This is a genomic window from Pseudomonas oryziphila (assembly GCF_003940825.1).
Lineage (GTDB): Bacteria > Pseudomonadota > Gammaproteobacteria > Pseudomonadales > Pseudomonadaceae > Aquipseudomonas > Aquipseudomonas sichuanensis.
Genome location: NZ_CP034338.1, coordinates 3,598,287 through 3,623,423 on the forward strand (window position 1 = coordinate 3,598,287; position 25,137 = coordinate 3,623,423).

The 25,137-nt window shown below is 64.4% G+C and carries 24 protein-coding genes; 14 read left to right on the plus strand and 10 right to left on the minus strand.

The window, feature by feature from the left end; translation table 11 throughout:
- Positions 1 to 67: 67 nt before the first annotated feature.
- Positions 68 to 979 (plus strand): LysR family transcriptional regulator, encoded by a 912-nt coding sequence (locus EJA05_RS16885; protein WP_125859119.1) that lies wholly within the window; start codon positions 68 to 70, stop codon positions 977 to 979.
- On the opposite strand, the gene EJA05_RS16890 is transcribed toward EJA05_RS16885, so the two are convergent.
- Positions 960 to 1,880, minus strand: coding sequence for a LysR substrate-binding domain-containing protein (locus EJA05_RS16890; RefSeq protein WP_125859120.1), 921 nt, complete (start codon positions 1,878 to 1,880; stop codon positions 960 to 962). The two genes, EJA05_RS16885 and EJA05_RS16890, sit on opposite strands and share 20 nt — an antisense overlap.
- A 170-nt stretch (positions 1,881 to 2,050) precedes the next feature.
- Here EJA05_RS16890 and EJA05_RS16895 point away from each other — a divergent pair, with 170 nt between their 5' ends.
- The 8 genes from EJA05_RS16895 to EJA05_RS16930 all read left to right on the plus strand — a co-directional run bounded on the left by EJA05_RS16895 (position 2,051) and on the right by EJA05_RS16930 (position 7,630).
- Positions 2,051 to 2,827, plus strand: a complete 777-nt coding sequence (locus EJA05_RS16895) for a YqcI/YcgG family protein (protein ID WP_125464541.1) — start codon at positions 2,051 to 2,053, stop codon at positions 2,825 to 2,827.
- Between the two features lie 2 nt (positions 2,828 to 2,829).
- Entirely contained in the window at positions 2,830 to 3,459 is a 630-nt protein-coding gene (locus EJA05_RS16900) for a LysE family translocator (protein ID WP_125859121.1), read from the plus strand.
- Positions 3,460 to 3,493: 34 nt separating this feature from the next.
- Positions 3,494 to 4,585: a hypothetical protein gene (locus tag EJA05_RS16905; RefSeq protein ID WP_125859122.1), complete on the plus strand. Its 1,092-nt coding sequence runs from the start codon at positions 3,494 to 3,496 to the stop codon at positions 4,583 to 4,585.
- A gap of 92 nt (positions 4,586 to 4,677) precedes the next feature.
- Positions 4,678 to 5,397 (plus strand): sel1 repeat family protein, encoded by a 720-nt coding sequence (locus EJA05_RS16910; RefSeq protein ID WP_223811836.1) that lies wholly within the window; start codon positions 4,678 to 4,680, stop codon positions 5,395 to 5,397.
- Positions 5,398 to 5,487: 90 nt separating this feature from the next.
- Positions 5,488 to 6,186: an AzlC family ABC transporter permease gene (locus EJA05_RS16915; RefSeq protein ID WP_125859123.1), complete on the plus strand. Its 699-nt coding sequence runs from the start codon at positions 5,488 to 5,490 to the stop codon at positions 6,184 to 6,186.
- On the plus strand, positions 6,183 to 6,497 hold the full coding sequence (locus EJA05_RS16920) for an AzlD domain-containing protein (RefSeq protein WP_125464545.1): 315 nt from the start codon (positions 6,183 to 6,185) through the stop codon (positions 6,495 to 6,497). The genes EJA05_RS16915 and EJA05_RS16920 overlap by 4 nt, the downstream gene beginning before the upstream one ends.
- Positions 6,494 to 7,327, plus strand: a complete 834-nt coding sequence (locus EJA05_RS16925; protein WP_125859124.1) for an AraC family transcriptional regulator — start codon at positions 6,494 to 6,496, stop codon at positions 7,325 to 7,327. Before EJA05_RS16920 ends, EJA05_RS16925 begins: the two co-directional genes overlap by 4 nt.
- A gap of 75 nt (positions 7,328 to 7,402) precedes the next feature.
- Positions 7,403 to 7,630 (plus strand): hypothetical protein, encoded by a 228-nt coding sequence (locus EJA05_RS16930; RefSeq protein WP_110996175.1) that lies wholly within the window; start codon positions 7,403 to 7,405, stop codon positions 7,628 to 7,630.
- 67 nt (positions 7,631 to 7,697) lie between these two features.
- Here the strand turns inward: EJA05_RS16930 and EJA05_RS16935 are convergent, their stop codons facing one another.
- From EJA05_RS16935 to EJA05_RS16955, 5 genes are all read right to left on the minus strand, one after another.
- Positions 7,698 to 8,180, minus strand: a complete 483-nt coding sequence (locus EJA05_RS16935; protein WP_110996176.1) for a copper chaperone PCu(A)C — start codon at positions 8,178 to 8,180, stop codon at positions 7,698 to 7,700.
- Positions 8,181 to 8,789, minus strand: a complete 609-nt coding sequence (locus tag EJA05_RS16940) for an SCO family protein (RefSeq protein WP_125464547.1) — start codon at positions 8,787 to 8,789, stop codon at positions 8,181 to 8,183.
- Positions 8,790 to 9,071: 282 nt separating this feature from the next.
- A complete protein-coding gene (gene nfuA, locus EJA05_RS16945) occupies positions 9,072 to 9,656 on the minus strand; it encodes a Fe-S biogenesis protein NfuA (RefSeq protein WP_110996563.1) in 585 nt (194 codons plus the stop codon).
- Between the two features lie 57 nt (positions 9,657 to 9,713).
- The gene (locus EJA05_RS16950; RefSeq protein WP_125859125.1) at positions 9,714 to 10,748 is read right to left on the minus strand and encodes an acyltransferase family protein; all 1,035 of its coding nucleotides are present in this window, start codon (positions 10,746 to 10,748) and stop codon (positions 9,714 to 9,716) included.
- Positions 10,749 to 10,956: 208 nt separating this feature from the next.
- Positions 10,957 to 13,257: a fatty acid cis/trans isomerase gene (locus EJA05_RS16955; protein WP_125859126.1), complete on the minus strand. Its 2,301-nt coding sequence runs from the start codon at positions 13,255 to 13,257 to the stop codon at positions 10,957 to 10,959.
- 174 nt (positions 13,258 to 13,431) lie between these two features.
- On the opposite strand from EJA05_RS16955, the gene metH reads away from it, so the two are divergent.
- Entirely contained in the window at positions 13,432 to 17,139 is a 3,708-nt protein-coding gene (gene metH, locus EJA05_RS16960) for a methionine synthase (protein WP_125859127.1), read from the plus strand.
- Positions 17,140 to 17,231: 92 nt separating this feature from the next.
- The gene (locus EJA05_RS16965; RefSeq protein ID WP_125464551.1) at positions 17,232 to 17,450 is read left to right on the plus strand and encodes a DUF2970 domain-containing protein; all 219 of its coding nucleotides are present in this window, start codon (positions 17,232 to 17,234) and stop codon (positions 17,448 to 17,450) included.
- A gap of 326 nt (positions 17,451 to 17,776) precedes the next feature.
- Here EJA05_RS16965 and EJA05_RS16970 read toward each other — a convergent pair whose 3' ends face one another.
- Complete coding sequence (locus tag EJA05_RS16970) at positions 17,777 to 18,853, minus strand: ABC transporter substrate-binding protein (RefSeq protein ID WP_125859128.1); 1,077 nt, start codon at positions 18,851 to 18,853, stop codon at positions 17,777 to 17,779.
- Positions 18,854 to 19,069: 216 nt separating this feature from the next.
- Between EJA05_RS16970 and EJA05_RS16975 the strand changes: the two genes are divergently transcribed.
- The 3 genes from EJA05_RS16975 to EJA05_RS16985 all read left to right on the plus strand — a co-directional run bounded on the left by EJA05_RS16975 (position 19,070) and on the right by EJA05_RS16985 (position 22,884).
- Complete coding sequence (locus EJA05_RS16975) at positions 19,070 to 20,722, plus strand: nitrite/sulfite reductase (protein ID WP_125859129.1); 1,653 nt, start codon at positions 19,070 to 19,072, stop codon at positions 20,720 to 20,722.
- Positions 20,706 to 21,200, plus strand: a complete 495-nt coding sequence (locus EJA05_RS16980; RefSeq protein ID WP_110995358.1) for a DUF934 domain-containing protein — start codon at positions 20,706 to 20,708, stop codon at positions 21,198 to 21,200. The genes EJA05_RS16975 and EJA05_RS16980 overlap by 17 nt, the downstream gene beginning before the upstream one ends.
- A 124-nt stretch (positions 21,201 to 21,324) precedes the next feature.
- Positions 21,325 to 22,884 (plus strand): hypothetical protein, encoded by a 1,560-nt coding sequence (locus EJA05_RS16985; RefSeq protein WP_125859130.1) that lies wholly within the window; start codon positions 21,325 to 21,327, stop codon positions 22,882 to 22,884.
- A gap of 76 nt (positions 22,885 to 22,960) precedes the next feature.
- Here EJA05_RS16985 and EJA05_RS16990 read toward each other — a convergent pair whose 3' ends face one another.
- From EJA05_RS16990 to EJA05_RS17000, 3 genes are all read right to left on the minus strand, one after another.
- Positions 22,961 to 23,809: a c-type cytochrome gene (locus EJA05_RS16990; RefSeq protein WP_223811936.1), complete on the minus strand. Its 849-nt coding sequence runs from the start codon at positions 23,807 to 23,809 to the stop codon at positions 22,961 to 22,963.
- Between the two features lie 62 nt (positions 23,810 to 23,871).
- The gene (locus tag EJA05_RS16995; RefSeq protein ID WP_125861339.1) at positions 23,872 to 24,534 is read right to left on the minus strand and encodes a c-type cytochrome; all 663 of its coding nucleotides are present in this window, start codon (positions 24,532 to 24,534) and stop codon (positions 23,872 to 23,874) included.
- Positions 24,535 to 24,681: 147 nt separating this feature from the next.
- Positions 24,682 to 25,041: a hypothetical protein gene (locus EJA05_RS17000; protein ID WP_125859132.1), complete on the minus strand. Its 360-nt coding sequence runs from the start codon at positions 25,039 to 25,041 to the stop codon at positions 24,682 to 24,684.
- Positions 25,042 to 25,137 lie beyond the last annotated feature (96 nt).

Consider the following 25,137-nt stretch of genomic DNA (forward strand, 5'->3'; position numbering starts at 1 on the left):
CACTACGGAAAAAGATGGGTAGAATTCCGCTCACCCAGGACATCAACGTCCGTAATCGGAGCACGACATGGACAGCCTCAGCGGTTTCGTGGTTTTCAACCGGGTTGCCGAAACCCGCAGCTTCGTCGCCGCCGGCCAGTCGCTGGGCATCAGTGCCTCGGCGGTGGGCAAACGCGTGGCGCGCCTGGAGGGCCGCCTGGGCGTGCGGTTGTTCCACCGCAGCACCCGAAGCATCACCCTGACCGCCGAGGGCGCGCTGTTTCTCGAGCGCAGCCGGCGCATCCTCGCCGAGATCGAAGCCACCGAGCAGGAACTGTCGCAGGCCAACGGCGCCCCACGCGGGCGGCTGCGGGTAAGCCTGCCGCAGGTGACCGGGCTGGTGATGCCGGCACTGGCCGAGTTCATGGCGCGCTACCCGGACATCGAGCTGGACCTGGACTTCAGCGACCGCATGGTCGACATCATCGGCGAGGGTTTTGACGTGGTGATGCGCGGTGGCCAACCGCTGGATTCGCGCCTGAACGCCAAGTTCCTCGGCCATTTCCAGCACCGCCTGGTGGCCTCCCCCGACTACCTGCGCGAGCATGGTCTGCCCGAGCATCCGCGCGAGCTGGCCGGGCACCGCTGCCTGCACTACCGCTTCCCCAGCAGTGGCAAGCTGGAAACCTGGCCGCTGCGCCGCGAACACCCCGAGCAGGACTACGAGATTCCCATCTCGATGGTCTGCAACCACGTCGAGACGCGCATCTGCTTTGCCCTCAACCACCGCGGCATTACCTGCCTGCCCGACTTCAGCGTACGCGCCGCGCTGGCCAGCGGCAGCCTGGTGAGCGTGCTCGACGACTTCATCGAACGGCGCGGCAGCTTCTACCTGCTGTGGCCGTCGGGGCGCCAGGTGCCGCCCCGGTTGCGGGTGTTCATCGACTTCATGCTCGAACGGGTGTTCCCCGGCAACACGCTCAGCCGTACAGGTAACTGATGTCCTTGTGCGCCAGGGCCGGCACCCGGGCCAGCAGGTAGTCGCGCAGCTTGTGCATCTGCCGGGCCTTGGGGCTGGACTTGAGCCAGGTCATGTAATAACCGTCGCCGGTCGCGACTGCCTGCGGGAAGGGCGTGACCAGGTTGCCGGCGGCCAGGTCGGCGCTGGCCAGCACCAGGTCGACCACCGAAATGCCCAGGCCCTGCTGGGCCGCCGAAATGCCCTGGTCGAGGGTATCGAACACCTGGCCCTGGTCGATGCTGATGTGCGACGCATCCACCCGCGCCAGCCAGCGCCGCCAGTCGCGCCGGTCCGGTGAGGGGTGAAGCAGCTCGCAGCCTTCGAGCACGGCCAGGTCCGGTGCCGGCCCGGGCAGGTAGTCGGGGTGGCAGACCGGGATCAGCCATTCATCGAACAGCTTCAGGCTCTCGACGTCTGCCGGGAAACGCCCGTTGCCGAGCAGGATGGCGCAGTCGTAAGGCTCGGAGTAGAAGTCCACGGCGTCGATGTCCATCCACACGCTCGACAGCTGCACCGCGCAGCTGTTGTCGACCTTCTTGAAACCGTCCAGCGCGCGCAGCAGCCAGCGTACCGTCAGCGTGGACGGCGCCTTCAGGCGCAGGCCGTAGCGGTCCTGGCGCAGCAGGGCACAGGCGTTTTCGATGATCTTGAAGCCGACCTTGAGCTCCTCGGCCAGCAGCCGGCCATGCTCGGTCAGGCGCAGCTTGGGGCCGCGCCGCTCGAACAGGTCGCAGCCGAACAAGGCTTCGAGTGTCTTGATGTGATGGCTGACCGCGCCCTGGGTCAGCGCCAGCTCCTGGGCGGCGCGGGTGAAGGAGCCATAGCGCGAGGCAACCTCGAAGGCACGCAGGGCGTGCAGGGCCTGAATCCGTTCCGACATAGAGGCTTCCAGAGCATGAGCGAGACTAATAGTTGGTCATAGTTCCAGGCGTTTTACAACCTATGACCCTTCTCGGAAAATGCCGGAAACAACAAATATAGAGCGGTTAACCGTATGGATATGCCGGTAAAACCACCTTAACTGCCGATTTGCGACTATCTGGGGAAATCATGTTTACGGGTTATGGAAATTGCTACCGCCTGGATGCGCTGGAGCTGGCCGATGAACATGTTCAGAACCCACACCACTGGACACACAAGGCCATAGAACACTTCAAGGAAACCCTCGCCAACCCTGACTTCCCTTGCCTGTTCGGGCGCAAGGCGGTCAATGCGCGCACCTGCCACATTCTCTTCGCCCGTGCAGAGCAACTGGCCGACGACATCGCCCGGGGCCTTGCCGACTACATCGCCACCATCGAGCCCATACCGCTCAAGCAGCGCATCGGCAACCCGTTGCTGGTGTTCCTGCAAACCGCCGCCGACACCTCGCTGCAACAGCAGCAGGCCCTGGCCTGGGACGTACTGCGCCAGGTGCACAGCCGTGATCCCAGCCCCTGGCCACGCGAGGTGCCACAAGACCCGCACGACAACCAGTGGTCGTTCTGCTTCGCCGGCATGCCGCTGTTCATCAACATGAACTTCCCTGCCCACCGCCTGATGAAAAGCCGCAACCTGGGCCGGCACATTGCCTGGGTGATCAACCCGCGGGAGAGCTTCGACGAGGTAGCCAGTGCCAGCACCGCCAGCGGCCAGCGGATTCGCGCACGCATCCGCGAGCGGGTGCAGCACTACAACGATGGCGTGATGCCAGCCTCGCTGGGCTTCTTCGGCCAGCACGACAACTTCGAATGGCAACAGTACCAACTGCAGGAGCCCGGCTCGCTGAACCCGGCCCGCTGCCCGTTCCATGCCCACGCAACACCCGACCCTCTGATCGAGAACTGAACGTGAATACCGCACTGACCGCCACCTACGCCCTCACCGTCCTGCTGCTGATCGCCACACCCGGCCCGGTGGTGGCGCTGATCGTCAACACCGCCGCCGCCGCCGGCTCGCGCAAGGCCCTGTTCACCGCCATCGGCACCAACTGGGCCTCACTGGTGCTGATCGGCGTCGCGGCCTGGATCATCATGACCAGCGCAGCCATCGACAAAACCTGGCTCAACGGCATGAGCCTGCTGGGCTGCCTGTTCATCGGCTATATCGCTGTGGGCACCCTGCGCGAAGCCCTGCAGGCCCCACCAGCACAGCAGGCCGCAGCCGAAGCGCCAGCGGCCACCCGCGGCGGCCTGCTGCAGGGGTTCATGGTCGGCATCTCCAATCCCAAGGACATCATCTTCTTCATCTCGTTCTTCCCGCAGTTCATCCAGATCACCGAGTCGTTCGGCAAAAGCATGGTGGTGCTGTCACTGCTGTGGATCGCCATCGACTTCGCCGTGCTCAGCCTGTACATCTTCGCCATCGGCAAGATCGCCTCGCAGCGCAGCAACCGCCTGATCAGCCTGGCTTCGGGGGTTGCCCTGCTACTGATCGCCGGCGTGGGCCTGGCCTACAACCTCAAGGCCCTGACGGCCTGAGCCCTGCCGTGCGGCACGCCGCCAAGGAGCGTCCATGACCCTGATCGCCAGGCCCACGACAGGTGTTGCGCAGCCGTTGCAAGACAGCTATCAGCGCTTCCTGCAGCTGGGCAGCCGCCGCGCACCGCAGACACTGTACGTTCACGAACAGGGCTATCGCTCCAGCACCATCAACACCGACGCACAGGGGATGCGCTACAGCCATCGCGCCGGCAAGCGCTTTTCGGTGGCCGAGTGCGCAGGCGCAGGGCGCATCAACCTGCTGGTGGGGGGCTCCACCGCACTGGGAGTCGGTGCCAGCTCCGATGAACATACGGTGGCGTCCAATCTGTCGCTGCTGACCGGCGAGACCTGGCTAAGCCTGGCCGGATGCGGGCTCAACGCCACACAGGAACTGCTGCTGTTCCTCACCCATCAGCACCGCTTTGGCCAGCTCGGCCATGTGGTGGTACTCAGCGGCTTGAACACCCTCGCCCAGGAGGCACTGGTCGAGGTACTCGCCGCTGCCCACGACCCGCAGCACTCGCAGGCCCACCTGGCGTTTCTCAATCGCTTCAACGAGGGGGTGCAGGACACCGCGCCGGCGCGCCGCGCATCATTGTGGCAGCAGCTGCGGCATGCCGTTGCCCCTCGCCAGGCGCCGCAATGGCCGACGCTCGATGCATTGTCGCCCGCAGACAAACGCCTGGCCCGCGCCGCCGACAGCATCGGCCGTACCTTGCGCCAATGGGAGCGCCTGCTGGCAGACGACCATACCAGCCTGACCTTCATCCTCCAGCCGCTGCTGCCCTGGTGCCGCGAGACGCTGCCCACCGGCGAACAATCGATGCTGGCCAGCCTGGCGAAGCAACCGACGAACTTCGATCGCCTGCTCGGTGACAGCTACGACCGCCAACTGCACTCGACGTTCTTTCGACGCATCAGAAGCCAGGCCGAGCCGGTCCCTTGCTACGACATGAACTGCATGCTCAGCAGCTCACCGGCTTTTGCCGAAGACCTGTTCGTCGATCGCCTGCACTTCAACGATCAAGGCAACAATGCCCTGGCCAAGGTGATCACCGCCAAGCTGGGCCTGGCCCAGGAAAAACACGCGCAACGCAGGGTGCCGCCGGCCAAGCAGGGCTGATAGGGGTTTCCCGGACTTCCGGCAAGCGTACGAGGATGGCTAGAATACGCTGTCGTCGCACCTGATTCGCCTGAGGCACACCCGCACCTGCCATGACCATTCAAGCCGTCCACCCACGCCAGGGGCTTGGCACCCTGCGCGCGGCCTGCCTGCCGCTGCTGCTGACGACGTTCGCTGCCCAGGCGTTGGAAGTGAGCATCGACCCGCATGCTGACCTGCTCTACCGCCAGGCCTTGCCGTTACTGGAGCAGGCGGACGTGGCAGACGACAGCGCCAGCCCGTTGCGTACCGTTGCAAGCGACCCCGAACTCAGCCGCCAGGGCCAGGCCATGGCCCGCACCCTGCCCACAGCGGTGGCGCTATTGAAGAAATCAGTGGCGCTCGATCACCCGGTCGCGCAGTACCGCCTGGCGCTGTACTACATCACCTTCCTGCCGACCACACAGATTCCGGACGCTGCCTGCCCACTACTGGAAGCCAGCCTCAAGCAAGGTTTTGCCCCGCCTGCACTGGCCATCGCCCGTTGGTGTCGGCCGTACAACAGCAGCCCTGCCTACCGCGAGGCGCTGGAGTCGATCCCCCGTATGGCCACCCTGTATGCGCCCTACTACCCGCAGCCGGCCACGCGCCTGGCCTGCAGCCGCAGTCGGCCACAAGGCCTGGCGTTACAGTGGGGGCGCCAGCGCGACTACCAGGCCGAAGTGTTCCGCCTGCTCAGTGACCTCGACCCGGTGCGGCGCCAGGCCTTGCTACAGAAGGCAGTGGAAATCAATGGCTGCGCGACGGCGCAACAACACTTGAGCAATCGCTAAGCCCTCGTCGGCAAACCAGCAAGAACGTTCAAGCCAGCGGGCGACACCTCTGGCATGCTGGCCCACCCTGTCGATTCGTTGTCGTGCCCCATGCCCAACCCCACCCTAGCCCGCCAGGCATTCGTCCATGGCGCCATCGCCATCCTGCCGCTGTCACTGGCCGTCGCCCCCTGGGGGCTGCTCGCCGGTTCCATGGCCATCGAAGCCAACCTCAGTGCCTGGCAAGGCCAGGGGTTATCGGCCATTGTCTTCGCCGGTGCCGCGCAACTGGTGGCGATCGGCATGCTCAAGGGCGGCGCCAACCTGTTCTCGATCCTGCTCACCACGCTGCTGCTGACCTCGCAACACCTGCTTTACGGGCTGTCGATGCGGCCCGTGCTGTCGGGGTTGCCGACGCGCTGGCGGCTGGGGTTGGGGTTCCTGCTCACCGATGAGTTCTTCGCTCTGACCAGCCACCACGACCAGCAGCAGTTCAACCGCTGGTACGCCCTGGGGGTGGGCCTGACCTTCTACGTGGCGTGGAACCTGTTCACCCTGGCCGGCATCATCCTCGGCCAGAACATCCCGCACCTGGATCAGCTGGGCCTGGATTTCTCCATTGTCGCCACCTTTGTCGCGCTGATCGCGCCGCTGGTGCGCAACCTGCCCACGGTGGTGTGCGTGGCGGTATCGCTGTTCTGCTCGGTGCTGTTCAGCTTCTGGCACTGGGAAACCGCGCTGGTGGCGGCCGGCCTGCTGGGCATGGCCGCGGGCTTCATCTGTCAGAAATTCTCCGGAGGCCGTCCATGATCTGGCTGCTGATCTTCGCCATGGGGGCGGTGGTGTTCCTCAACCGCTATGCCTTTCTGGAACCGCGCCTGCCCTTGCGGCTGAGCTCCAACGCCCGGCAGTTCCTCGGCTTTGCCGTGCCCGGCATGCTCACGGCCATCTGCGGGCCGATCATCTTCCTGCCTGGCCACCAGCTCGATCTGAATCCGCTCAACCCCTACCTGCTCGGCGCGCTGGTGGCCATCACCCTGGTGCTGTTGACCCGCAGCGTATTGCTGAGCATGCTGGCGAGCATGCTGATCTTCTTCCTGCTGCGCAGCTGGCTGGCATGACCACGCCCCAACGCGAACAGACCCACCTGTGGCAAGCACCGGCGCTGGGCGACGTCGAGATGCTGCACGCCCGTTACTTCCAGCAGCGCTTTGCCCCGCATGTGCACGAAGGCTATGTGTTCACGGTGATCGAGTCCGGCGCCCAGCGCTTCTGGCACCGTGGCAGCGAGCACCTGGCGCCGGTGGGCAGCATGGTGTTGATCAACCCCGACGAGCTGCACACCGGTGCCACCGCCCATGAGGCCGGTTGGCGCTACCGTGGGTTCTACCCCGAATGCGCACGGGTCACCGGGGTGCTCGACGAGCTGGAGCTGGGCCGCCACGGCATGCCGCTGTTCAAGGCCAGTGTGATCCAGGACCCGGCACTGGCCGCGGCCTTCAGCCAGCTGAACCAGCGTTCGGAAACCGGTGCCAGCGCCCTCGAACAACAGACCGCCTGGCGCCAGGCGGTATTGGCGCTGGTGCAGCGCCACGGCCACTGCGCCGAACCCGCCGCCCCCGGCCATGAGCCACTGGCGGTGGCCCGCGCCCGCGAGTTGCTGGAAAGCCAGCTGGCCGACCCACCGTCGCTGGAAACCCTGGCGGCGGCGGTGAACCTCTCGCCCTTCCACTTCGCCCGAGTGTTCCGCCAGGCCACTGGCCTGCCGCCCCATGCTTGGCTCAAGCAACGCCGCCTGACCCGTGCCCGGGAATTGCTGCGCAGCGGCCTGCCGGCCCTGGAAGTCGCCTTCAACCTGGGGTTTGCCGACCAGAGCCACCTCAGCCGACAGTTCAAACAGGCCTATGGCGTCACCCCAGGCGCTTACCGCCAGGCCTGCCTGAGCCCCTGACGGCGTGCGGCAATCCACCCCAGGCAGCCTGGCAGGCCACTGCTACACTCAAGGGGCTGAACGGAGGATCCCGCCATGTCCGAACGTGAAATCACCAATCTGCTGTCGCTGATGACCCAGCGCCAGGCCAACTTGAGCAGCGCCTGCAAGGAAATCGCCGACTGGATCGATCGCCAGGGCGACGTGCCCGCCGCCGGCAAGATCCGCGCAAGCCTCAAGGCGCTGGAAGCCGACGAAGCGCAGGTGCGCAAGACGCTGACGTCACTGAGCATCGAACGCCCGCTGCCCCGCTTCCGTAGCTGAACGCACATCGCGGGAGCCTGTGCACCGGGCTGAAAAAGTGAGGGCCGCATAAGCGGCCCCAACTGGATCAGTGCTTCATGTGCATATGATCATGCCCGCCGCCCGCCTCGGCAGTGAGCGGACGCACCGTTGCCTGCACCTGCAGGGTTTCCTTGGCGCCCTTGGCATCCTCGATGGTCAGGGTCAGTGGCACCTGCTCACCATCCTTTACCTGCTGGTTCAGGCCCATCAGCATCACGTGCAGGCCATTCGGGTCGAGGGTGACCGGCTTGCCGGCCGGCAGTTCGACCGCCTTGACCTCACGCATGCCCATCACGTCGCCGTTCATGGTCATTTCGTGCACCTGCACGGTCTTGGCTACGGGCGATGCCACGCTTACCAGTTTGCTGTCGCTACTGGCGGTGAGGGTCATGAAGGCACCGGTGGATTGCTGGTGCGGCACGCTGGCGCGCACCCAGGCGTCGCTCACGGTGGTCTGGGCGAAGGCCGGCAGGGCCAGGCCGAACAGCGCCAGGGCAGCCAGGGTGCGTTTGATCGGTTGCATCGACATTCAGCAAATCTCCATCAGGGTGAGCAGGTCTTCGGTGCATTCCTTGGCATTGAGGGAATGGCCGAGGCTCAGGCGCAGGGTGCCACGGGTATCGTAGACGTAGCTGGTGGACGAGTGAGAGACGGTATAGGTGTCGCCGACCGGGACTTTTTCGTAGAACACCTTGAACTCCCGGGCCACTTCGGCGATTTCCTCGGGGGTGCCGGTGAGGGCGATGATCGACGGGTCGAACGCCTTGACGTAGGCATCGAGCACTTCGGGAGTGTCGCGTTCCGGGTCCAGGGTGATGAGCACTGGCTGGAACAGCTCGAGGTCACGGCCCCGGAGCATCTTGCGGATCTGCGCCACACGCGCCAGCGCAGTCGGGCAGACCGCCGGGCACTGGGTGAAGCCGAAGAAGATCATCGGCATGCTGCCGTAAAAGCTCGACAGGGAGCGTTCGTTGCCCTGGGTGTCCTTGAGCTTGAATTTGCGCCCGAGGATCTCGTTGCTCATGTTCTTGCCGTACTTGAAGTCCAGGCCGCGGGCCGGGTTGCAACCCGCCAACAGGCCAAGCCCCAGTACGCCCATCCCGGCGACTACCGCGCGCCGGGTCAACAGATCAGTCATGGAACCATCCTTTACAGGGAAGGTGCCGGCCCTTGGGATGGGCCAGCCAGAAAACCGGGGCATTCTGTCATGCCACCCCCTGGCCATCCACCCGACCTAGGGTGGATCGGGCTGCAGCCCTTTGAATACGGGGCGCGACCGGTTGTCGCAGGGGTTGAATCCGTAACAGTTTGTTGCTAGGGATCAAGGCAGGCATCGTCTAAAAGCATCGCGGGGCAAGCCCGCTCCCACGCAGGTTTGTGTGCGTGGGAGCGGGCTTGCCCCGCGATAGGAAGAATCACCTTAGTAGTAGGCGTTTTCTTTCTGACTGTGGTCAGTCACGTCACGCACGCCCTTGAGCTCCGGAATGCGCTCGAGCAGGGTGCGCTCGATGCCTTCCTTGAGCGTCACGTCGGCCTGGCCGCAACCCTGGCAACCACCGCCGAACTGCAGCACGGCAATGCCGTCATCGACCACGTCGACCAAGCTCACGGCACCGCCGTGGCTGGCCAGGCCCGGGTTGATCTCGGTCTGCAGGTAGTAGTTGATCCGCTCGTTGATCGGGCTGTCTTCGTTGACCATCGGCACCTTGGCGTTCGGGGCCTTGATGGTCAGCTGGCCGCCCATGCGGTCGGTGGCATAGTCGACCAGCGCGTCTTCGAGAAACGGCACGCTGACGGCGTCCAGGTAAGCGGTGAAGCTCTTCAGGCCCACCGGCTCGTCGTCGGGTTTTTCTTCGCCTGGCTTGCAGTAGGCGATGCAGGTTTCGGCGTACTGGGTGCCCGGCTGGGTGATGAAAATACGGATGCCGATCCCCGGCGTGTTCTGCTTGGAGAGCAGATCGGCCAGGTAATCATGGGCGGCGTCGGTAATAGTTATAGCGCTCATGGAAGTTCCTCACAGACTTGCCGGCAGTGTACGCCAACCCGTGCCCCGAACAAAGTCCTAGTATTTGACTCGGGATAGCGCCAGCGCGGGTTCCGCGGCCACGGGAGCCGCAAACCAGGCCTTGAGCCGCCCGTACAAGCCACGTTCCAGCCAGTGATAGCTGAACCACGACATTAGTCCGATTGACGGCACGCACAGGGCGAATACCAGGTACGGGTTCAGGCGCAGCCGCTGGCTGGCGAACAGGCCAGCGTAAAGCACCAGCACATGGATCAGGTACACCGAATAGGAGCAGTCGCCCAGCATCTTGAGCAGCCGGTTGCCTTTGAAGTACGGCTCCAGGGCAATGAACGCCAGTACCACCAGCGCGCTGGGCAGGCCCCAGTGCAGCAGGCGCTGCGAGGCGTCCAGGTGATAGAGCGCGAAGCCCGCCAGCGCCAGCAGCCCCAATGGCAGCCATAGCCCCTCGCGGATCAGCCCGCGCCGGTACAGCACCCCCAGGCCGATGCCCAGCAGGAATTCATAGACGATGTCGTTGTTGTAGAAACGGCTGAGCACACCCAGGCGGCCGAGCACTTCGCTGACCAGCAACAGCGCCGCCGTCACCAGCAACAGGTGATGGCGCTGGCGCACCAGGAAGGCCAGGCCGAACAGCAGGTAGAAGAACATCTCGAAGTTCAGCGTCCAGCCGACGTTGAGCGTGGGGTACAGGCCATAGCCACCAGGGTTTTCGGCCGGGATGAACAGCAGCGACAACAAAAGGTGCTGCCACTCGAAGACCTGGTGCGGCATCCAGCGGCTGGCGATCAGCATCAATACGGCCATCAACAGTGTGTAGAACCAGTAGGCCGGGACGATGCGCAGGGCGCGGTTGAGCAGGAACTGCCCGGGGGCTATGTCCTTGTCGCGGGTGGACAGGTAAATCACCAGCCCGCTGATCACGAAGAAGATATCCACCCCCACCGCACCGCGCTCGGCGAGCAGTTGGCCGATCGGGCCGCTGGCGTGGAAGTCGAAGAAGATTTGCCGGAAGTGGTGGCAGACCACCACCCAGGCGGCGAATGCGCGCAGAGCTTGAAGCGAATACAGCATGAAATACCTGCGATTGCCGGTGCATTGAGGCCTTCGCGAGCGCGTCGCGCTCGTTCGCGGGTAAACCCGCTCCCACAAGCACTGTGCTGAACCCAAGGTCTGCACTATCCCTGTGGGAGCGGGTTTACCCGCGAAGGGCTGCAAGGCAGCCCCAAAGCCTGTTCACCCACTCCGACCGCAGGATACCGGGAATGTCCCGGCTGACCGATCAGAGGTTCTCGTAGCGGTTCATGTCCAGCACGCCCTCTTCCACCGGATCGGTCTCCTGCAGGTAGCGGCTCAGGTCATGGAAGTAGCGCCAGAACTCGGGATGGCTGCGGCGTACGCCCCAACGCATCACCACCCGCTCGAACTTCGCCGTGTCGTCACGGGCGGCCTCCAGGTCTTCGACAAACTCCGGTACATCCTTGGCCGGCACATTGAAGATGAAGTTGGGATAGCTGCTGAGCACGCCGGGGTACAGCGTGAGGCTGTCCAGCCCAGGCTGGTAGCGGTACGCCTCGCCAAGCAGGAAGGCCACATTGCTGTGGGCGCGGTTGCGCAGCAGGCTGTAGACCTGGCGCTGGCCGCCCTGCCCTTCGATACGCAGCATCGTCGCCTCGGGCAACTGGCCGATTACCTTCAGGCCGGCGGCCGGGCGTGAAACCAGACGACTGAGCGACTGCTCGACATCACGGAACTCCTCGCTCATCTGCGGCCGCGAGCAGAAGGCCCCCTGACAGCGGTTGATCGGGTCAGGCGCGGCATTCAGGCTGCCGGTGCGCTGCAGCAACTTGAGACCGAAATCGCGCTTGGGGTCGTGCTTGTCGAGCTTGAGGGCACTGGGGGTGTCGGTGTCGATGTCGGTGTAGTCCATCCACATCTTCACCTTGCCGCTGTTCTGGTACCAGTCGCCGAGGATCTCGCCACGCTTGTTGGCCGGCATCAGGCGCAGGAAATTGACCTCGGCGCCGTTGCGGATCAGGTCGAAGTACAGGCGAGTCTGCAACTGGTGCGAGACGTTGCCGAACACGTCGAAGTTCACCGCCAGCTGGTAATAAGTGCGTTCGAACAGCGGGTAGTCGAACAGCCACATGGTCAAGGGTACATCGCCGATCAGGCCCTTGGTGACCGAGGCGCTGTCGAAGTGGCGGAAGATGCTCAGCAGGGCATTGTCATTACCCGCCCACAGGGTCGACCAGCTCGGCGCGGGCTGCTCGGCATAGGCCTCGCGGCGCAGCGCCTCGTAGTCGTTGCGCTTGTCGCGATAGGCGTGCCACAGGCTCAGCACGCTGCCCACGTCGTCGATCTGGCCCGGCATGGCCAGCAACGGCGTGGCCTCGCCCCGGTAGCGCGCATCGGTGATGTAGAGGTCGTGGGCCGGCTCCTGGAACAGCGCCCAGAAGTTGTCACGGATCACGTCAGTGGCGATCTGCCCACGGCACACCGGGCCACGGATGAAGGTACGCACGAAATATTCGGCGTTATCCAGCATGAACTGGTAACGCGCCACCGCCGGGATCGCCTCGAAGGTTTCGAACGGGTTGGCGCGGTGGCGCGGGCCGTAACCGGGCAGCGCATCGGCGTGCCAGTCGCCGCTGTAGAACAGCTGCTTGACGCGTTTGAGCTTCTGCGGGCCCATCGGGTAGGTGATGTGGGTCTTGTGCACTATCACACCCTGCACCGGGATCAGCCGGTAGTAGAAATCGGTGCCGGGCGGGTCGTTGGGGCGGCGGGTGGCGATCAGGTCGACCGGCTGGCCGCTGGGCGTGCGCGAGCGTACCCACTGGAAGAAGTGGCCCTGCTCGCCGCCCTTGAAATAGATGTGGGCGAGGAACAGGTGCTCGTACAGCCAGCGGCCGACCAGCGCTTCGGTCGAACCCGGGCGGTTGAGCAGCTCTTCCCAGTCGGCGATCTGCTGCGCTTCGACGGCACTTGGCTGGATCGGGGTCTTCTCCACCGGGGCACCGGCCGCCAGCCAGCGCTGCAAGGTCTGGTACTCCTGGTCGGTCAGGCCGGTCACCGCCAACGGCATGCCCTCCTTGGGATGGGCACCGGCGTAGGCGTCGAACTCGTGGGGCATGGGGCACATGTTGTTGCGGTTGAGCCCCAGCACGATCTCTTCGGGCAGCTTGGCGTTGGGCGTGAGCGGGGTCTTGTGGCCCAGCTCGAGCATGCGTGCCATCAGCGCTGCCTGGCTGCCTTGCTTGTCCAGCACCGAATAGAAGCCCTGCTTGCGCCAGCCGGCCTCGTCACGGGCGTCATAGAACAGCCGGGTGGTGGGCACCGCCTTGCTGCGCTCGCCCTGATAGACCGGCACCTTGGAGGCGCCGCGCTCGGCGCCTTCGGCACTGCCCAGGTTGAGCTGGCAGGCAGCATCGTTGCAGGCGTGGCAGGCCACGCACTTCTCGGTGAAGATCGGTTGAATGTCCCGGGTGTATGAAACCGCCGGGCTGGATTGCGGGGCCTGCGCGAACGCCGCGCCACTGATCAGCAGTGCGAAGGCGCTGGCAAGAATGCGAAACAGCATGTGCCGAATGTCCTGGTTACTTGAAGCCATCACGATGTGCCTGGCGGGTCCTGAGGTGTGGGTAGCGCGCCTCCCAACATGAGTGAAATTCATGCAAATGGGCAGAACGCCTAAAATCCATGCAGCTTTGTTATTATTCGGCACCTTCTGATATTCGCCCGACCAGGTAGTCCTATGTCCGACCGCAGCGCTCGTTACCAAGCACTCCAGAAAGCACTCAAAGAGCGCATCCTGATCCTCGACGGCGGCATGGGTACTATGATCCAGAGTTACCGCCTCGAGGAACACGACTATCGTGGCACGCGCTTCGCTGATTGGCCAAGCGACGTGAAGGGCAACAACGACCTGCTGCTGCTCAGCCGCCCCGATGTGATCGCGGCGATCGAGAAAGCCTACCTGGACGCCGGCGCCGACATCCTCGAAACCAACACCTTCAACGCCACGCAGATTTCCCAGGCCGACTACGGCATGGAAGCGCTGGTGTACGAGCTCAACGTCGAAGGCGCACGCATCGCCCGCCAGGTGGCCGACGCGAAAACCCTGGAAACCCCGGACAAGCCGCGCTTCGTCGCCGGCGTGCTCGGCCCGACCAGCCGCACCTGCTCGATCTCCCCCGACGTCAACGACCCGGGCTATCGCAACGTCACCTTCGACGAACTGGTGGTGAACTACATCGAGGCCACCCGCGGCCTGATCGAGGGCGGCGCCGACCTGATCCTGATCGAAACCATCTTCGACACGCTCAACGCCAAGGCGGCGATCTTCGCCGTGCAGCAGGTGTTCGAGGAAGATGCTGTCGAACTGCCGATCATGATCTCCGGGACCATCACCGATGCCTCCGGCCGCACCCTGTCCGGGCAGACCACCGAAGCGTTCTGGAACTCGGTGCGCCACGCCAAGCCGATCTCCATCGGCCTGAACTGCGCCCTGGGCGCCAAGGACCTGCGCCCGTACCTGGAAGAGCTGTCGGGCAAGGCCGACACCTTCGTTTCGGCGCACCCCAACGCCGGCCTGCCGAACGCCTTCGGCGAATACGATGAAACCCCGGCAGAAATGGCTGCCGTGGTCGAAGAGTTCGCCGCCAGCGGCTTCCTCAACATCATCGGCGGCTGCTGCGGCACCACCCCGCCGCACATCCAGGCCATCGCCGAGGCCGTGGCCAAGTACAAGCCGCGTGAAATCCCGGACATCCCCAAGGCCTGCCGCCTGTCGGGCCTGGAACCGTTCACCATCGATCGCCAGTCGCTGTTCGTCAACGTCGGCGAGCGCACCAACATCACCGGCTCCGCCAAGTTCGCCCGGCTGATCCGTGAAGAGAACTACACCGAAGCGCTTGAGGTCGCCCTGCAGCAGGTCGAGGCCGGCGCCCAGGTGATCGACATCAACATGGACGAAGGGATGCTCGACTCCCAGGCCGCCATGGTCCGCTTCCTCAACCTGATCGCCGGCGAGCCGGACATCTCCCGCGTGCCGATCATGATCGACTCCTCCAAGTGGGAGGTGATCGAGGCGGGCCTCAAGTGCATCCAGGGCAAGGGCATCGTCAACTCGATCTCGATGAAGGAAGGCGTCGAGCAGTTCAAGCACCACGCCCGCCTGTGCAAGCGCTACGGCGCCGCCGTGGTGGTGATGGCCTTCGACGAAGTCGGCCAGGCCGACACCGCCGCGCGCAAGAAAGAAATCTGCCAGCGCAGCTACGACATCCTGGTCAATGAAGTGGGCTTCCCGCCGGAAGACATCATCTTCGACCCGAACATCTTCGCCGTCGCCACCGGCATCGAGGAGCACAACAACTACGCCGTCGACTTCATCGAGGCGTGTGCCTATATCCGCGACCACCTGCCCTACGCCCTGACCTCGGGCGGTGTGTCCAACGTGTCGTTCTCGTTCCGTGGCAACAACCCGGTGCGCGAGGCGATCCACTCGGTGTTCCTGTATCACGCCATCCAGAACGGCCTGACCATGGGTATCGTCAACGCCGGCCAGCTGGAAATCTACGACGAAATCCCCGCCGCGCTGCGCGAGAAGGTCGAGGACGTGGTGCTCAACCGCACCCCCGAAGGCACCGACGCCCTGCTGGCCATCGCCGACGACTACAAAGGTGGCGGCGCCACCAAGGAAGTCGAGAACGAAGCCTGGCGCTCGCTGCCGGTCGACAAGCGCCTGGAGCACGCCTTGGTCAAGGGCATCACCGCGCACATCGTCGAAGACACCGAGGAGTGCCGCCAGCAATGCGCGCGCCCGATCGAGGTGATCGAAGGCCCGCTGATGAGCGGCATGAACGTGGTCGGCGACCTGTTCGGCGCCGGCAAGATGTTCCTGCCCCAGGTGGTGAAATCGGCCCGGGTGATGAAGCAGGCCGTGGCCCACCTGATCCCGTTCATCGAAGCAGAGAAAGGCGACAAGCCCGAGGCCAAGGGCAAGATCCTCATGGCCACGGTCAAGGGCGACGTGCATGACATCGGCAAGAACATCGTCGGCGTGGTGCTCGGTTGCAACGGCTACGACATCGTCGACCTGGGCGTGATGGTGCCGGCCGAGAAGATCCTGCAGACCGCCCGCGAGCAGAAGTGCGACATCATCGGCCTGTCCGGCCTGATTACCCCGTCACTGGACGAGATGGTCCACGTCGCCCGCGAGATGCAGCGCCAGGGCTTCCATCTGCCGCTGATGATCGGTGGCGCCACCACCTCCAAGGCGCACACCGCGGTGAAGATCGAGCCCAAGTACTCGAACGATGCCGTGGTCTACGTCACCGACGCCTCGCGCGCGGTGGGCGTGGCCACCCAGCTGCTGTCCAAGGAGCTCAAGGCCGGCTTCGTCGAGAAGACCCGCGAGGAGTACGTGCAGGTGCGCGAGCGCACCGCCAACCGCAGCGCCCGCACCGAGCGCCTGAGCTATGCCCAGGCCATCGCCGCCAAGCCGCAATACGATTGGGCCGGCTACCAGGCCGCAGTGCCGTCCTTCACTGGCGTGAAAGTACTGGACAACATCGACCTGCGCACCCTGGCCGAGTACATCGACTGGACCCCGTTCTTCATTTCCTGGGACCTGGCCGGCAAGTTCCCGCGCATCCTCACCGACGAAGTGGTCGGCGAGGCGGCCACCTCGCTGTACCAGGACGCCCGCGAGATGCTCGACAAACTCATCGACGAAAAGCTGATCAGTGCCCGCGCGGTGTTCGGCTTCTGGCCGGCCAACCAGGTCAACCATGACGACATCGAGGTGTATGGCGACGACGGCAAACCGCTGGCCACCCTGCACCACCTGCGCCAGCAGACCATCAAGCCTGACGGCAAGCCGAACTGGTCGCTGGCCGACTTCGTCGCGCCGAAGGACAGTGGCGTGACCGACTACGTGGGTGGCTTCATCACCACCGCCGGCATCGGCGCCGAGGAAGTGGCCAAGGCCTACCAGGACAAGGGCGACGACTACAGCTCGATCATGGTCAAGGCCCTGGCCGACCGCCTGGCCGAGGCCTGCGCCGAATGGCTGCACGAGCAGGTGCGTAAAGAGCACTGGGGTTATGCCAAGGACGAGCACCTGGACAACGAAGCGCTGATCAAGGAGCAGTACAGCGGTATCCGCCCTGCCCCTGGCTACCCGGCATGCCCGGACCACACCGAGAAGGAAACCCTGTTCCGCCTGCTCGACGGCAGCGCCATCGGCGAAACCGGCCCAAGTGGGGTGTTCCTTACCGAGCACTTCGCCATGTTCCCGGCGGCGGCGGTCAGCGGCTGGTACTTCGCCCACCCGCAGGCGCAGTACTTTGCCGTGGGCAAGGTGGACAAGGACCAGGTCGAGCAATACAGCGAACGCAAGGGCCAGGACCTGAGCGTGAGCGAGCGCTGGCTGGCGCCGAACCTGGGTTACGACAGTTAAGCCCGCTCCGAGCCCATCGCCGGCAAGCCGGCGATGGGCTCGGAACATTCACCTACACTGTCCCTGATTGCCTCTGACCCAAGGAGCCAACCATGGACGATTCCAGCCAAGGCAAACCGCCCACCTTCTGGCAGATGCTGCAAAGCATCCTCGCCGCCGCCTTCGGCGTGCAAAGCGGCAAGAATCGCGCCCGCGATTTCACCTACGGCAAGGCCAGCCACTTCATCGTAATGGGCACGCTGTTCACCCTGGTGTTCATCTTCGTGCTGATCGGGCTGGTGCAACTGGCGGTGCATCTGACTGCGCGCTAGACAAACATGCAATCCCTGTAGGACCGCAAGCCATCAGGTCACGATGAAATGGATGCTGAACGCAAACCGCCCGCGGGTATCCACTCCGCGGGCGGTTCAGGTTTGTTTCACGGTTTATGGCGGCCCGTTACTGGTGGCTGACCCAATACACGGCGGTGACCACCACCAGCACGATCAGGCACAGGATCGCCCAGGCGTCGACACTGCTGTCAGCTTTGCGGACCTTGGTTGAGTTTCCCATTGCATTGCCTCTTGTAGTGGTTATGGGAATGCACTTCACAAGCAGCAGTTAAGTCCAGCAATGTCCTTCGCTCAAGCAGGGACTTTCAATAGTCGACGGGCGACGTGAGAAACGGGTAGCGGTAGCTGGCCGGCCGCCCTTCGGCGCTGTAGTGATGAAAGTCGACGCCGTGGCCACCCTGCTCCAGCAACTGCAGCCAGCGTCGGGCCTTGGCCGGGTCGATCAGCTGCAAGACCGGCACCTGATGCTCGCGCAATCCGTCGCGATTCACCGCCAGGCCCATGGCATCGTCGTGCAGCATGACCATGGCCCAGCCGCCCAGGGTGAAATGGCCGCCCATCAACACCCCCAGGCGCCCGTCGATCAGTGCACGGAGGGCTTCCGGCGAGCTGTTCACCGCACTGAACACAGCATCGCGCCCCGGCACCTTGCCAGCCTGCTCGAAGGCCCGCATGGCGCCGAAGGCCATTTCATCGTTGGCCGACCACACCAGCCGCGTCTGCGGATAGCGCTCCAGCAGCACCTGCGCCTGTTCGAAGGCGCGCTGGCGGTTCCAGCCGCCATACACCACCTGGCGCAAGCGCACCTGCGGGAAGTCCGCCAGCGCGCGGCGCATGCCCTGCTCGCGCAGTTGCGAGGCCGGGGTGGTCTTGACCCCGGCAAAGGCCAGCAGGTCGACCGGCTCGGACGAGGGCGGCAGTTTCGCCACCATCGCCTTGAGCATTTGGTAGCCGGCCGCTTCGTCGTTGTTGGTCAGGGTGCCGAGCACTTCGGGGTACTTGTCGGGCTGGGCCTGGATGCTGCGCGCTTGGCTGTCCGTCAGGCCGTTGTTGACCAAAAACAGCTTGACCCCGGTGCCGCGGGACAGGCGAATGATCTCGGGAGCGACGTACTGTTCGTTGACCAGCACCAGGTAATCCGGGCGTTCCGGCCCCTGCAGCACGGCGCGGGCCTGGGTCAGGGCGAGGTCGGCCCGGCGCTCGCTGTACTGCACGCGCAGTTGCATGCCCAGGTCCGTGGCGGCGGCCTGCATGAAGCGTGAGTAGTCGACCCAGAACGTCTCGTTGGACAAGCCTGGGTTGAGAAATACCACCGAAGCGGCCTGTGCGCCCGCCACCAGTGGCAGGCTCAGGCACAGGCCCTGGCACAAGGCCTTGAGCATGCGGTTACATCCCTGGGGAGCAAACAGCGGAGTATACGCGTAGCGCGGTGTAGAGCGGGCAAATGGCAGTCAGTCTCACTTAGTCCAAATGGTTCTTTTCATATGCAAAAACATCACTTTAGCGCATAAACCCACTCTGCTATCGTTCCCCCGCTCCGCTCCGGAGTGCGCGGCCGTGCGCGCGATTAGCTGCATGCAGCCTGAGACAGGACTTTTATGTACGTATACGACGAGTACGATCAGCGGATCATCGAGGACCGCGTCAAGCAGTTCCGTGATCAGACCCGCCGCTACCTGGCCGGTGAGCTGAGCGAAGAAGAATTCCGCCCGCTGCGCCTGCAGAACGGGCTCTATGTCCAACGCTTCGCCCCGATGCTGCGCGTCGCCGTGCCCTATGGCCAGCTGAACGCGACGCAGGCCCGTATGCTGGCGAAGATCGCCCGCGACTACGATAAGGGCTACGCGCATATCAGCACCCGCCAGAACGTGCAGTACAACTGGCCGGCACTGGAAGACATCCCGGACATCCTGGCCGAGCTGGCCACCGTGCAGATGCACGCGATCCAGACCAGCGGCAACTGCCTGCGCAACGTGACCACCGACCAGTTCGCCGGTGTCGCCGCCGACGAGCTGGTGGACCCGCGCCCATGGTGCGAGATCGTCCGCCAGTGGACCACCTTCCACCCGGAATTCGCCTACCTGCCGCGCAAGTTCAAGATTGCCGTCAACGGTTCGAGCGACGACCGCGCCGCCATCGAAGTGCACGACATCGGCCTTGAGCCGGTGCGCAACGCTGCCGGCGAGCTGGGCTTCCGCGTGCTGGTAGGTGGCGGCCTGGGCCGTACCCCGGTGATCGGCGCGTTCATCAACGAGTTCCTGCCGTGGCAGGAGTTGCTCAGCTACCTGGACGCCATCCTGCGCGTGTACAACCGTTACGGCCGCCGTGACAACAAGTACAAGGCGCGGATCAAGATCCTGGTCAAGGCCCTCACCCCGGAAGTGTTCGCCGAGAAGGTCGAGGCCGAAATGGCCCACCTGCGCGGTGGCGACACCACCCTGACCGAGGCCGAAGTGCAGCGCGTGGCGCGCCACTTCGTCGACCCTGAGTACCTGGCGCTCGACAACCAGGACTTCAGCACACTGGATGCCGAGCACCCAGGCTTCGCCCGCTGGCGTTCGCGCAACACCCGCGCGCACAAGAAGCCGGGCTACGTCGCTGTCACCCTGTCGCTCAAGCCCACCGGCGTCGCCCCGGGCGATCTGACCGACAAGCAGCTGGACGCCGTCGCCGACTTCGCCGAGCGCTACAGCTTCGGCTACCTGCGCACCTCGCACGAGCAGAACATCATCCTCGCCGACGTCGAGCAGCGCCAGCTGCACGCCCTGTGGCTGGAACTGCGCGAGCAAGGCTTCGCCACGCCGAACATCGGCCTGCTGACCGACATCATCTGCTGCCCGGGCGGTGATTTCTGCTCGCTGGCCAACGCCAAGTCGATCCCGATCGCCGAGTCCATCCAGCGCCGCTTCGACGACCTGGACTACCTGTTCGACATCGGCGAGCTCGACCTGAACATCTCCGGCTGCATGAACGCCTGCGGCCACCACCACGTCGGCCACATCGGCATCCTCGGGGTGGACAAGAAAGGCGAGGAGTTCTACCAGGTTTCGCTGGGCGGCAACGCCGCGCGCGACGCCAGCCTGGGCAAGATCCTCGGCCCTTCGTTCGCCCAGGATGACATGGCCGACGTGATCGAGAAGCTGATCAACGTGTATGTCGAGCAACGCACCGAAGACGAGCGCTTCATCGACACCTACCAGCGGATCGGCATCGACCCCTTCAAGGAACGCGTCTATGCAGCGAATCATTAAGAACAACCAGATCGTCGACGAAACCTGGCACCTGCTGCCCAAGGACGTCTCGATCGACGAGCTGACCAACTGCGACGACTACATCGTGCCGCTGCAACTGTGGCGTGACCATCCGAGCATGCTCAAGGCCCGCGACGGCGGCCTGGGCATCTGGCTGGACAGCGACGAGGAAGCGGAAGAGATCGGCGCAGACGTCCAGCACTTCCAGGTCATCGCCCTGAACTTCCCGGCCTTCACCGACGGGCGCAACTATTCCAATGCGCGCCTGCTGCGTGACCGTTACAAGTTCAAGGGTGAGCTGCGCGCCATCGGCGACGTGCTGCGCGACCAGCTGTTCTACATGGCCCGCTGCGGCTTCGATGCGTTCGCCATCCGTGCCGACAAGGACCCGGAAGACGCGCTGCAGAGCCTGAAGGACTTCTCGGTGACCTACCAGGGCGCCACCGACGAGCCGCTGCCGCTGTTCCGCCGCCGCTGATCGTCAGCTGCTGCTTCGACCGGCCCGCCTTATGGCGGGCCGGTTCGTTTCGCACATATCGCTCAGGTTTGACGATGGCATGCCGATATCACCGGTAGACCCATTCCCGCGCAAGGACAGCGACATGAACCCGATCAGCGCCGCGCTGCGGCTCCCCCTCGCCTACAGCAGCTCCCCCCCCCAGCAGACCGTCAGCCTGCACAAGGCCGCACACCCCGCCGACAGCCCAAGCGCTCAGGTCAACCTCGGCCTGGATACCCGCGTTGCCGATGCCCAGACATACTCCGCCAGGGGCTCGCTGGGCACACCGCAAAGCCGTTACCTCTGGCAGCAGGAAAACACCGACCCGCTCAGCCTGCACATGCAGGGCAGCCTCAGGAGCAATACGCTGAGCGGGAGTTTCCAGGGCCTGGGCGCAACCCTCATGGAACAACTGGTCGCCAACGGCGGCCAGCGCGTGTCCCAATCGGCGCTGCTGGCAGGCGCAAACAGCCAAGCCGACGCCGTGCTGCTGGCCCAGCAGCAGTCAGAGCTGCGTAAGTACGCCAGCAACCACGTGACCTTGAACCTGACCACCGCTTCCGGGGCAACTGTCACCCTCGGCCTCTACAGCAGCGAGAAAGGCCTGGCCGTCGATGCCGAGGTGCAGAACGGCACCCTCAGCGACACCGAACTGAAGAGCCTGGCGAGCCTCGCCAATGGCTTCGAGTCGGTGATCAGCGGCCTGAACCAGCAGCCGCCGCGCCTCAAGCTGGACGCTATGCTCAAGCTCGATCAGAACCTGTTCACCGGGCTGCAGATGAATGCCAGGCTCGATCTGGTCGACGGCGAGCAGCAGACCTTCGATCTGCGTCTGAATCAAACCACCCGCAGTGTCAGCCTGCAGGGGCCGAACGGCGACCTGCAACTGAACCTCGACACCCAGGGGGGTAGCTTGCTTGGTGGCACGGCGCAGCGACAGGCGGCGCTCAACAACTACCTGGCCCAGTTCGATGCTGCGCAGGAGCGCGGCAAGGGCGATGCGCACTTGATGACGCTGTTCAAGGACGCCTTCCGCCAACTCAACCAGGTGGACGACAATAGCCCGCGCCCGGCCGAGCACAGCATGCCAAACCACACGTTCAGCCGCTCGCTGCTCAGCGGTCTGGCCGACTTCAGCGCCTCGATCAGCCAGACCAGCACGCGACCAAACCCGCTAAGACTGGATGAAGAGGACCGCTTCGCCTACCAGGTCTCGCAGTCCACCTCGACCCAGAGCAAGGGCAACAACGTCACTCGCCAACAGCAGCAGCAGGCCACCCTCGACGCCGCCTGGCACAGCAGCCTCGACTCGTCGGCACGGCTTACCGACGGCGTTGTTGGCGGTGACTACCACTACCGTGTGCTGCGCGAACAGGCCAGCAGCATCAGCCGGCTGTCGATACTCGACGGCGAACTGACCGAGGCAGGGGTAAGCCAACAAGCAAGCAGCACCAAGCGCGTGCTGACCATGCGCGATGGGGCCGTGCAATCCGATATCAGCACACCGCGCTCGGCAAGCAAGTCCCGTGACCTGATGGCGCTGCTCGACCAGCTGTTCAAGCAGGAAAAGGCCCGCGTAGAGGGGCTTGAATCAACCCTGGACCAGCAACTGGCAAGCAACAGCCAGCTGTGGTTGCTGCAGACGGACCCAGCGCGAATCTAGCGCGGCACTGCTGGAACACACCTGGCCGCCTTTGCGGGGCGGCCCACGGCGTCATGGCCGTGGGCCGCTGCCACGCTCAGCCGCCGGTGCCCTGCCCGACCAGCACACCGTCGACCTTTTGCCCGTACAGGTTGACCCCGTCATTGGCATGGAACTTCAATCGCGTCTTCTCGATCGAGCCGTCCACCAAGCGTGGATCCTGTGGCCGCTCGTGGCGGTTGATCCACGCAGCCACGTCCCAGGCCTGCTGGTCGCTCAGGCTGCCAGGCTTGCCCAGCGGCATGTTGTATTTGATGAACGACGCCGCGGTGTTGATGCGGTGCATGCCCGCCCCCCAGTTGTACGAGTCCTTGCCCCACAACGGCGGCATCACGTATTCCCCGGCGACCTTCTGCCCTTCACCGTTGTCACCGTGGCAGATCGCGCATTGCTCGCGGTACACCTGCTGGCCACGCTTGAAATCGTAGCCGCCCGCGGGCTGCGCAACGTCGGGGTAGCCACGGCCGGCGATCTCGACGCCGGTCGGCGCCTGGGTCGACAGCCAGTAGGCATACACACTCAGCGCAGTCATCTGCGGGCTGTCGGCCGCCGGTGGCTTGCCATTCATGCTGAACTGGAAACAACCCTGGATGCGTTCGGCGAAGGTGTTGACCTTGTCGTTTTTCTTGCGGTAGGCCGGGTACATCGGATAGGCGCCCCACAACGGCGCCGAGTGGGCCATGCGCCCCTGATCAAGGTGGCAATTGCTGCAATTCAGGCCATTGCCCACGGCGTCGGGCATCAAGCGGCGGGTATCGACGAACAATGCATGGCCTTGGCGGACCATCTTGCCAAAGGCGTTGTCGGGGATGGCGCTTTCGGCGGGCGCCACGAACTGCGGCGCGGCCTGCACGCCCGGCACCTTGAGCTGCGATTGATCTTCCATGGCAATCGGCGCGGCCTGGGCAATGCCCATGGCCAGCAACAGCACAGCGGGGATCAGGGTTTTCATGGCTTGACCTCCTGGCTGGGCGACGGGCTTGCTGCGTTGGCGAAATACTCGGCTATCGCCTTGACCTCGGCATCGGTCATGGCCTTGGCCACGTTGACCATCAACTGGTTGGGGTCGTTGCTGCGGCTGCCGTCGCGCCAGGCATTGAGCTGGGCAACCAGGTAGCCGGCCGGTTGCCCGGCCAGGGGCGGGAAGTGTTCGCCGACCCCGCTGCCACCAGGCCCATGGCACTGCACGCAGCCAGGGATCTGCCGGCCCCAGTCGCCATACAGGGCCAAACGGGATACCGCATCGCCGGCAATTTGCTGGCGACGCAGCTCGGCAGCGCCATCGGCAGGGAGCGCCGCCAGGTAGGTGCTGACGGCGTCGATTTCCGCGTCACTCAGCGCCTTGGCCAGCGGCTCCATCACCGCCTGCTTGCGGCTGCCCTGGCGAAAATCCCGCAGTTGCTTGGCAAGGTAGCCGGCAGGCAAACCCGCAAGGCGGGGGAAGCCGGCTGCGGCAATGCCTTTGCCGTCCGGCCCATGGCAGCCAAGGCAGGCCATGGCGGCGGGGTTCTGCCCGCCCTGGTTGAAGACCTGTTGCCCGTCGGCGGCATACGCCGAGGGCCAGGCCAGGATCAGCCAACCGCCGATCACGACACGACTCAGGGATATCATCACGGAAGACTCCATTTTCCTTGTTATAAGCTTAGGCTCAAACGACATAAGCCCAGAAATACTAGGGCTTATCCCCGGTATGCGACAACGTGTCACCGGGAAGGAAAAGGGCAATCTGCCTTTTAATCGATCAATGACTGCGCTGGATCAAGAACCGGAGATGCACGCTGTCGCCGCCGTGCGTACATCCCCCAGGCGCAGGGGGAAATTGCTCAACCGCTCATGAACCTTGATCGCACTGCCGCTGCCACGCTTGTCGATGTCCAGCAGCGCCGCCGGCCCTGCGCTGGCCGAGAGTTTTTGCGGCACGATCAGGCGCAGGCCGTCGCCGCGCACTTCTTCACCCAACGGGTCACGGCTGTCCGCCAGCTTGCGCTTGACGCAATCGGCGTATTCACGGGGCGTCTTGCCAGACATCACATCCATGGTTTCGTGGGACTGCTCCAGCTCCGTCACGCTTGCGCAGCCCCCCAGCGCCAGCGCCACCGCCGCTACCAGCCATTTCATTTACGCTACTCCAATTGCAAAGGTCACCCTCTGACCGCAGCCAGGCGCAATTGCTCCCCGATCTGGCAGAAATCTCCCCGCCGGCTCGAGCCCGGA